Below are 5,131 nucleotides of genomic sequence, written 5' to 3' on the forward strand. Positions count from 1 at the left end.
GACCTGCACTCCGCGCTGGCGGCGTCAGCGGCCATCCCTGCCGTGTTCCGTCCGGTGATGCGCGACGGCAGGCTGCTGATCGACGGCGGCATCTACAACCCCGTGCCGTTCGACCTGATCGAGAACGACGCCGACATCATCATCGGCGTCGACGTCGTCGGCGCGCCGGAAGAGGCCGACCGCAAACAGCCGACCTCCGTCGACCTGATGTTCGGCGCCACGCAATTGATGATGCAGTCGATCATCGCCAACAAGCTGAAGCAATGCCGCCCCGACATCCTGGTCCGCCCGGCAGTGTCGAGATACCGGGTCCTCGATTTCCTGAAGATCGACGCGCTGATGAACGAGACGGTGGATATCAAGGACGAACTGAAGCGGCAGGTGGAGAAGGCGGTGGAGGCGAGGAATAGCGCCGCCATCAAGGGGAGACGGGGCAAGCAGGTCGGGTGAGGATGCATCTCCCCATTCGATCTGAAAGGCTCCAACCGATTACGACTTAGCCGCCACCGGCGCATACTCCAGCGCCACAACGCCGTTGCTGAACGGCGTGGCCGAAATCAGTTCGAGCGACACCGGTTCGCCGCCTGGGAACAGCGGCTTGCCTTGGCCGACGGTGCCGGGATAACTGAGCAGCCTGACGCGGTCGACCAGGCCATGGCGCAGCAATTCCTGCGCGACGCTGAGGCTGCCATGCACATAGATGTTGCCGCCGCTGCCTTGCTTCAGCGTCCTGACCGCTTCCGGCAGCGGTCCCTTCAGCAATTCGGCAGGCTTCCAGTCGAGCGCCTTCAGGCTGTTCGACGCGACATATTTCGGCAGCGCGTTGAACCGTTCGGCAAAATCTCCGGTTTCCGTCGGCCAGGAGCCGGCAAAGATCTCATAGGTCGTGCGCCCCAAAAGCATGGCGCCGGTGTCGGCAAGCTCGTCCTCCTTGAACCTGTTCATCTCGTCGTTCCAAGTCATGCTTGGCAGCTTCTCGACCTCGGCAATGCCATCGACGCTGATGAATTCGGTGACGATAAGTTTTCGCATGGCGTTCTCCTTCTTCGCTCAAAGGACGGACCGCGCAGGGTCATTGCGACACGCTTCGTGAAAAATATCACTGTGCGGGCGGAGGCGCCGCGTTCAAGGGGAGACAGCGGAAGAGGACAAGGGTGAGCCCTGGTGAAACGCAGGGCTGGCCGGTAAACCCGTAACCCCACCGCTCGTCTTCAGTCCTTCGCCCGCTCCACATAAGCCCCATCCGCCGTCATCACCACCACGCGGGTGCCCGGCGCGATGTGGGGGGGCACCAGGGTGCGCACGCCGTTGGACAGCACGGCCGGCTTGTAGGACGACGAGGCCGTCTGTCCCTTGGTCGTCGGCTCGGTTTCCACCACTTCGAAGGTGGCGCGCTGCGGCAGCACCAGGGAAATGGCAATGCCGTTGAACTGCGACACCTGCACGGCCATGCCTTCCAGCAGGTAAGGTGCCATGTCGCCGACCACGGCTTCCGACACCGCCACCTGGTCGTAGGTTTCCGGGTTCATGAAGTGAAAGCCTTCGCCGTCGCGGTAGAGGAAGGTGTGCTCGCGCTCTTCGACATAGGCGCGCTCGACCTGCTCGGTGGTGCGGTAGCGTTCCGAAACCTTCACCCCGTCGCCGATGCGGCGCATGTCGAGCTGCGTTACCGGCGTGCCCTTGCCTGGGTGGATGTTTTCGGCAAAGAGGATCACATAAAGCTTGCCGTCCTTGTCGACGACATTGCCTTTGCGGAGCGAACTGGCGATGACTTTCACCACGGTTTTAAATCCTGCAAGAAGAGTTGACTGGCGTTTGCCGGCTAGTGCGGCGCTGGATGGGGGCCTACCGCATCTTGGCCGCCGCCGCCAGCCCCCTTCCACCATGTTCCGAGCCGCATGACCGAAGCTTCGCCCTGGTGGACGCCTGACGTTCACGCCGACCGCCGCCCGCGGCTGATGCTGCGCAATGGCATCGCCGCCGGCCTGCGCGACTGGTTCGCCGCCCATGATTTCGTCGAGGTGCAAACGGCGGCGCTGCAGGTCTCGCCCGGCAATGAGGCGCATCTGGCGGCTTTCGCCACGGAAGCGGTCGGGCCGGACGGTGCAAGGGCGCCACTCTATCTCCACACCTCGCCGGAATTCGCCTGCAAGAAGCTGCTCGCCGCCGGTGAAACCAGGATTTTCAGCTTCGGTCCGGTCTATCGCAACCGCGAGCGCGGCCCCTTGCATCATCCCGAATTCACCATGCTCGAATGGTACAGGGTGGGCGAGGCCTATGAGAGCCTGATGCTGGATTGTGCGGCCTTTCTGGCGCTGGCCGCGACAAGGACAGGGGCGACTCTTTTCTCTTTCCGGGGCCGCGACTGCGATCCGTTTGCCGAGCCGGAACGACTGACGGTGGCGGACGCTTTCGCCCACTATGCCGGCATCGACCTGCTGGCCACGGTCGCCGCCGACGGCAGCACCGACCGCGACGCGCTGCACGCCGCCTTGACCTATGCCGGCCTGCGCACCGCGCCCGACGACAGCTGGGCCGATCTGTTCAGCCGGGTGATGGTGGAAAAAATCGAGCCGTTGCTCGGGCAGGGCCGCGCGACCATCCTGTGCGAATATCCCGTCGCCGAGGCGGCACTGGCGCGGCCGAGCCAGCGCGACCCGCGCGTCGCCGAGCGTTTCGAGCTCTATTGCTGCGGCGTCGAACTCGCCAACGGCTTTGGCGAACTGACCGACGCCGACGAGCAGCGCCGGCGCTTTGTTATCGAGATGGACGAGAAGCAGCGCGTCTATGGCGAGCGCTATCCGCTGGACGAGGATTTTCTCTCAGCCCTTGCCATCATGCCGCCGGCCAGCGGCATCGCACTCGGCTTCGACCGGCTGGCGATGCTGGCGACCGGCGCGCAAAAAATCGAGGACGTGATCTGGACGCCTGTCGCCTGAGGGCGGAAAGATCTGGCCTATTCGATTCCAGGGATCAAGACTGGACCGTGACCCCGAACCAAGAGACCACATGATCGGTACTGGATTTCAAGGTCAATCGGGAAGATCTACAGTGGCTGCTTCTGAAACGGTCGAAATCGCCATTGTCGGCGCCGGAGTTGTCGGGCTGGCGACGGCACTTCGCCTTGTCGCGGACGGCCGCGAAGTCCTGCTCATCGATCCGAACGAGCCGGGCTCCGGCGCGTCGTTCGGCAATGCCGGAACGATCGCCGAATATGCCTGCATGCCGGTCGGCACTCCTGCGGTGCTGCGGGCATTGCCAAAGCTGCTGCTTGATCCCGACAGCCCGTTTTCGCTGCGCTGGCCGGCGCTGCTGCAGCTGGCGCCATGGCTCGTTCGGTTCATGCGGCAATCGCTGCCGGCGGCCACCCGGGCCAATGCACTGGCGCTCGCCGGACTGCTGGCCGACGCCCTTCCAGCCTGGGAAGACATGGTCGGGGAGGCCGGGCTGGAGGACCAGATGCGCCGCAATGGCTGTCTTTACCTCTATCGCCGCTTGAGCGATTTTGCCGCTGGCGCCGGCGGCCGGGCAATGCGCGCTGGGTTTGGCATCCACCAAGAGGTCCTGACTCCCGAAGAGGTGGCGGCGCTTGAGCCGGGCCTGCCGGCGACAGCAGCGCATGGCGTGTATTTTCCCGACTCGATCAATGTCACCGATCCGGCAATGGTGATGCGGCGGTTGCTGGGCGCGGTGAGTGCCCGTGGTGCATCGGTGAAGCAGGCAGAGATCACCGGGCTGCAGGTCGAGGCTGACGGTGTGCAGCTCAGCGGACCCGGCGTTCGCATCAAGGCTGGCACGGTGGTGATCGCCGCCGGTGCACGGTCGCGCGCACTGGCCGCGCAGGCCGGCGACAGGATTCCGCTCGAGACCGAGCGCGGCTATCATCTGGAATTCCAGACCGACGCGCCGCTGCTCAACCGACCTGTCTGTCCCGTCGATCTTGGTTTCTACCTGACGCCGATGGCTGGCCGCTTGCGGGTCGCCGGCACCGTCGAACTCGGCGGCCTGGTCGCGCCGCCAAATCCGCGCCGGCTGGCGCTGCTTGACCGTGGCGCCAGGCAAATTTTTCCCAGGCTCGGCTCGCCTGCCTCGCAATGGCTCGGCTTCCGGCCGTCCCTGCCGGATTCCAGGCCGGTCATCGGCGCTTCGCGCGGCAGCTCCCGCGTAATTCATGCTTTCGGGCACGGCCATCTCGGCCTGACGCTGGCTCCGATCACCGCGCGGCTGGTCGCCGACTTGATCGGCGGACGCGGCGATCCGGCTCGGCTCGCACCTTTCGCGGCGGGCCGTTTCGGCCGTTGATCGATGGATGCCCTCGATCTGAGCTAGTGCGCGAAAACCTGCTCCAGCGAGCGAAAGCCCTTGAATTCCAAGGCATTGCCCGAGGGGTCGCGGATGAACAGCGTTGCCTGTTCGCCGGGCTCGCCCTTGAAGCGGACCATCGGCCGTTCCAGCCAGTCGATGTCGTCGCGCGCCTCCAGCCGTGTCGCCAGGCGCTGCCAGTCGTCCATCAAGAGCACCGCGCCGAAATGCGGGATCGGCACGACAATGCCGTCGACCTTGCCGTCGCTGGGGGCCTGTGCGGCCTGCGGCCGCAGATGCGCCGACATCTGGTGACCGTAGAGGTCGAAGTCGACCCAGGTCGCTGACGAGCGGCCGATCGCGCAGCCCAGCACCTCGCCATAGAAAACGCGGGTTTCATCGAGATCACGGACCGGGAAGGCGAGATGGAAAGGCGTCATCGAAATGCTCCGTGCAGGCTGCGAACCGATTTTGCGTCACAGGGTTCGCGGTTTGAACCGTCCGCCCTGCATTTTGATTGAAGCCTATGCCATTGCACAAGCCGGACCGGAACAATAGATGGGTGGGCAACGGCCGCACACCGGCCGCACCAGCAGGATTTCAGGCATGACCGACATATCAGACGCAGCAAAATTGACCGACCGCGTCGCGGCCCTGGTCGAGGCTGCCAAAAAGGCCGGCGCCGATGCCGCCGACGAAAACGCGCAGCGCCACATCCTCGCTTTCGGAAGCTTCGGTAGCCTCGACCTTGCCGAGACGCACCGACACACCGGTCGAGCGGCCGCGTGGCGAGTGTCTCGGCCAGCGTTATCGCCGGCGAGGGCACCGG

6 protein-coding genes and 1 pseudogene are annotated in these 5,131 nt (G+C 64.8%); 3 read left to right on the plus strand and 4 right to left on the minus strand.

All coding sequences use genetic code 11. From position 1 onward, the window contains the following. The coding region (locus tag EN969_RS15905; RefSeq protein ID WP_164758284.1) for a patatin-like phospholipase family protein at window positions 1–450 on the plus strand (450 nt) is incomplete at its 5' end. Window positions 451–489: 39 nt separating this feature from the next. Here EN969_RS15905 and EN969_RS15910 read toward each other — a convergent pair. After that, a complete protein-coding gene (locus tag EN969_RS15910; protein ID WP_063167724.1) occupies window positions 490–1,032 on the minus strand; it encodes a dihydrofolate reductase family protein in 543 nt (180 codons plus the stop codon). 179 nt (window positions 1,033–1,211) lie between these two features. Next, the gene (gene efp / locus EN969_RS15915) at window positions 1,212–1,781 is read right to left on the minus strand and encodes an elongation factor P (protein WP_013532351.1); all 570 of its coding nucleotides are present in this window, start codon (window positions 1,779–1,781) and stop codon (window positions 1,212–1,214) included. A 117-nt stretch (window positions 1,782–1,898) separates the two neighbouring features. Between efp and epmA the strand changes: the two genes are divergently transcribed. Further along, window positions 1,899–2,939: an EF-P lysine aminoacylase EpmA gene (gene epmA, locus EN969_RS15920; protein ID WP_063167725.1), complete on the plus strand. Its 1,041-nt coding sequence runs from the start codon at window positions 1,899–1,901 to the stop codon at window positions 2,937–2,939. Between the two features lie 112 nt (window positions 2,940–3,051). Next, complete coding sequence (locus EN969_RS15925) at window positions 3,052–4,302, plus strand: FAD-dependent oxidoreductase (protein WP_082826431.1); 1,251 nt, start codon at window positions 3,052–3,054, stop codon at window positions 4,300–4,302. A gap of 23 nt (window positions 4,303–4,325) precedes the next feature. On the opposite strand, the gene EN969_RS15930 is transcribed toward EN969_RS15925, so the two are convergent. Together EN969_RS15930 and EN969_RS36635 are read right to left on the minus strand one after the other, a co-directional pair. Further along, window positions 4,326–4,742 carry a VOC family protein gene (locus tag EN969_RS15930; RefSeq protein WP_013532348.1) on the minus strand — a complete coding sequence of 139 codons (417 nt, stop codon included), beginning with the start codon at window positions 4,740–4,742 and terminating at the stop codon, window positions 4,326–4,328. Between the two features lie 250 nt (window positions 4,743–4,992). Beyond that, a pseudogene (locus tag EN969_RS36635) lies at window positions 4,993–5,088 on the minus strand (DNA gyrase modulator); the annotation flags it as partial. Between the last annotated feature and the right edge of the window lie 43 nt (window positions 5,089–5,131).

Source organism: Mesorhizobium sp. M7A.F.Ca.CA.003.01.2.1 (assembly GCF_003998945.1).
Classification (GTDB): Bacteria; Pseudomonadota; Alphaproteobacteria; order Rhizobiales; family Rhizobiaceae; genus Mesorhizobium; species Mesorhizobium ciceri.